General features: G+C 56.3%; 3 protein-coding genes. 2 read left to right on the top strand and 1 reads right to left on the bottom strand.

Annotated elements, in window-relative coordinates; translation table 11 throughout:
- Positions 1–544 precede the first annotated feature (544 nt).
- Positions 545–1,057: a diaminobutyrate acetyltransferase gene (gene ectA, locus RI563_RS12905; RefSeq protein ID WP_310694793.1), complete on the top strand. Its 513-nt coding sequence runs from the start codon at positions 545–547 to the stop codon at positions 1,055–1,057.
- Between the two features lie 397 nt (positions 1,058–1,454).
- On the opposite strand, the gene RI563_RS12900 is transcribed toward ectA, so the two are convergent.
- Entirely contained in the window at positions 1,455–2,450 is a 996-nt protein-coding gene (locus tag RI563_RS12900) for a hypothetical protein (protein ID WP_310694792.1), read from the bottom strand.
- Positions 2,451–2,591: 141 nt separating this feature from the next.
- Between RI563_RS12900 and RI563_RS12895 the strand changes: the two genes are divergently transcribed.
- On the top strand, positions 2,592–3,521 hold the full coding sequence (locus RI563_RS12895; protein ID WP_310694791.1) for a hypothetical protein: 930 nt from the start codon (positions 2,592–2,594) through the stop codon (positions 3,519–3,521).
- Positions 3,522–3,648: the final 127 nt, after the last annotated feature.

Below are 3,648 nucleotides of genomic sequence, written 5' to 3'. Positions count from 1 at the left end.
CATTCCGGCACTGTCCGCAGCTGCCGGTGTCAAAAGAAGGTGAACGTGGTTGGTCCCCTATTGATCCCATGGAAGGTCTCTCGGACGGGGAGTAATGTGTTGATATCGCCTGCTGATTTCTGTAGCAAAAACAAGTTGTTTTGTTCCGATGGCAGTGATTTCCTGGCAAAAAAATAGACAGCTTGCGGTTGAGCTGGTATCAGTTGTACTTGTACATGAACAGCGTGAATCGAATCGTCCTAAAAATGGGCACAGCGGATCTGAAATTGGCGGAAATCTTGACCGATAATTGGCGCACTAAGCACTCTTGGGGTCCCCAACTCCATCCTGCTCCCTCCTGCGCAAAAGCGCTTACGTATCACCCCCGGCTAAACGCCGCTGGCGCGGCAGGGCTTGGCAACGGTGTTGCAGGTACAATACCAGTCAGCAACGTTGAGATATTCGCCGCTTAGTGGTCCCTTATATCCCCCATGTCAGGGACGATGGCCCCGCATCCGGAAGGATACGGCCACTCGCATGATGCATCAGGCTAAAGAGGTTACCTATGAAAATCGATGACGAATTCGACGGCATTACCCTGCGGGAACCCACCGCCGAAGACGGCGCGCGACTCTACACTTTCGTGCGCATCACCCCCCCTCTGGACATGAATTCCTGCTACTGCAACGTCCTTCAGTGTGACCATTTCTCGGAGACCTGCATCCTGGCCGAGAAAGACGGCGAGCTGGTGGGCTACGTGACCGGCTACCGCAAGCCTAAAGAGCCCAACGTGTTCTTTCTGTGGCAGGTAGGCGTCGGCAAGGAAGGGCGGGGCCACGGCCTGGCGACCACGATGATTCAGGCTCTCCTGGCGAGGGAGAGCTGCCGGGGCGTAACCGAACTCAATACCACCATCACCAAGTCCAACGAACCCTCACGGCGGCTGTTCGCCAGCTTTGCGAAGAAAGAGGGGGCGGAGATGACCGAGTACGAGAACCACTACACCAGCGAGATGCTGGACGGCCACGCCGCCGAATCCCTCTTCCGCATCGGGCCGCTATCCACGCCCAAATCCTGATGGCGGCGGAGCCGTGCGCCCGTCTCATTGGAAGGTGTGCCGCCTTGGTGGTTTTCCAGGGCCCGGTGGCGGCGCTCCCTGACCAGGCAGGCCGCCACCGTAATGGCCAGCAACACCAGCAGGAGCAGGGAAAGCGCCTTGGCCATTAGTAACCACAATACCAAGGTCGCCGTTAAAACCCCGGATCGCGGCGGCTAAGGCGCCCAAAAGGCAGACGATCGTCCAGATCCACATGCTAACAGCTCCTTTCCCGAGAGCTGTTCTTTAACCTTCACACAGAAAAAACCAGGGCATGATTAAAAGATACCCCCTTTGAGCTTAAGGCCGGGGCACCATTTCTGGTCTTCCAGTTCAATGAGGTGAAATCTGCGCATGGGCTATCCTTTTGCGTGTCGTGTCAGGTAAGAAGACGGAGGCGATCATGAAACGGCCCGTCCCCCATTAAATCAAGGCTGCGGGCAAGGCGTTGGCGGTCTGCGTGGCGGGGTAAATTATCCAGTGCCCTAAAAACACGCTCGACCTGTTGGTCGCTGACACGCGCCGTTAATGGATGCCCCAAGCCCATAATATATTTAGCGCGTTGCAGGTCTGCAAAATGTTGCGGGTCATCCTGCATTGCCCGAAAAATTGCGTCGGCAGATTGTTGTGCCTTGGCTACCTCATCCCACTCTTCATGAGCAACAGCGCTTAAAATATGGATGTACTGGTGCACCGCCAGTGACATCAAACCGGATGTAATCCCGGATCGCTGTCGGCCATCAACATCAAAACGCGGACCATCACGCAAGGCGCGACTCAGGTGTGGATCCCAGCCTTGCACTATTTTCAAACGACTGAGAGCCGGGTGGGCCAGGAAGCGCGCCGTGCTTGTCTCGTAGTCTGTCTCGGTCACTTTTACGGCGACAATATGCTCGCCACCCTCACAATCCAGCAGGAGCACCACCGACTCGGCAGTTAACGGCAGGCCACTGACATCGGAAATAGAATAGAGCCCGATGGCCAGCCCCCGTTGCGCCGCTGCAGCGATGAGTGGCGCCAGACTCTCACTCACCTGTTCATCGCTGGCATGCTCGGGTAAATCGGTTCCCGGCCGAAAAAACACCACCGGATAATGACAATCAGTCAGCAGATCCAGGAGGCGATTGTTGGCATCGATACCGTCTTCCGGTCTGAGCAGCCCCATTAACAGCATCTCGTGGCTATGAGCCTTTGCCGCACAACGAAACCAGGCGGCGAGTTCATCCACCGTGCGTAAATGTCCCTGTCCGGTAGACGAAGCAATGAGTGCAGCGGGCACTCCGGCAGTGGCAAGGCGCTCAAGAAAAGTCAGGGTGCGCCTTTCATCCAGTTGCCGTCGTGGCAGTTCGCCACGGGTAGGGTCAAAACAGGCCACGGTTGCCTGCGGGTAAAAACCGATGGGGTCTTTAATGAGTTCAGCACTGTTTAGAGGCATGGAGGCTTCCTTTTTATATGGCGTTGTGGGTAGTATGATAGGTGTACAAGATATCTTAGCAGATTAAGCGAGGAGGAACTAATGGATAACCTTGAACAGGCACTTGAAGAACTCGGACTTCCGGCTCATGACAATAATCAGCTGCCATCGTCTGAGCTCCGGTTCCCCGATGGCGGTCATTATCGCATCGAAATATCCGGTGTCGAGCGGGTATCATCACTGCAAACGCTCATTAAAGAAGCGGAACAACAGCAGGTACCGGTACACCGTATTATTGCTACTGTCGGTGGCGCCACCTATCTCACCCAGGCCGAATTACGAGATTTTGCGCAACTGGCGCGGGAACAGAAAATCGAGGTGGTGATGACCCCTGGCCCGCGTCGCGGCTGGGATGGTGGACGTCAGATAGCCACATCGGAGGGGTTGGTCTCCGGCATGCGCCTGCGCGGCATGGATGCTGTCCGGCACTGGCTAAAAGATATCGAACGTTGCATGGATGCCGGCTTTCGTGGTTTCCTGGTAGCCGATGAAGGCGTGTTGTGGCTCGTTAACCAGCTCCGTCAAAAAGGCGTCATCCCCGAAGACGTTATTTTCAAACTGTCGGTGTTTGCCGGTCAGGCAAACCCGGCAGGCGCCCATGTCGCCCAGCAACTGGGAGCCAATACCTTCAATCCGCTCGCCGACCTCACCCTGCCGATGCTCTCGGCCATCCGCAGCACTATCCAGATTCCGCTGGATGTCTACCTCTGCCTGGTGAATTCCATGGGCGGCTTCGTGCGTTTCTACGAGGCGGCGGAGATTGCGCGTATCGCGGCACCCTGCTATTTCAAAATCGAGCCTGGTCCGTCGGAGGAAGCCATGTACGCGCCGTGGAACCCGGACAGCTACCACGATGACATGATGCGAGACCGGGTGCGCAATGCCGCGGTGGCATTGGAATTGATCGGCCGGGAAAACCCCGGGCTCAAATGTTCACCCCCCGGTGGTGATGACCTGGCCATTCCCCGCTAGAGGTCTGTCTGGTTGGGGGGGCACTCTCCCTCTGGCGCAGGCGGACAGGCCATACTCAGAAAGGCTCCGAGGACTCCGTAAAACTTAAATGTCCGTGTAGAATTTCGTTATTGCATTCGAACCACAA

Origin of the sequence: Thiohalophilus sp. (genome assembly GCF_031581315.1) — a bacterium.
Taxonomy (GTDB): domain Bacteria; phylum Pseudomonadota; class Gammaproteobacteria; order UBA6429; family Thiohalophilaceae; genus Thiohalophilus.
This window is presented reverse-complemented; position numbering and strand designations above follow the sequence as displayed.

What these genes read in the sequence shown, in the direction of transcription:
- ectA (WP_310694793.1), top strand. Translation starts at nt 545, where the DNA reads ATGAAAATCGATGACGAATTCGACGGCATTACCCTGCGGGAACCCACC.
- RI563_RS12895 (WP_310694791.1), top strand. Translation starts at nt 2,592, where the DNA reads ATGGATAACCTTGAACAGGCACTTGAAGAACTCGGACTTCCGGCTCAT.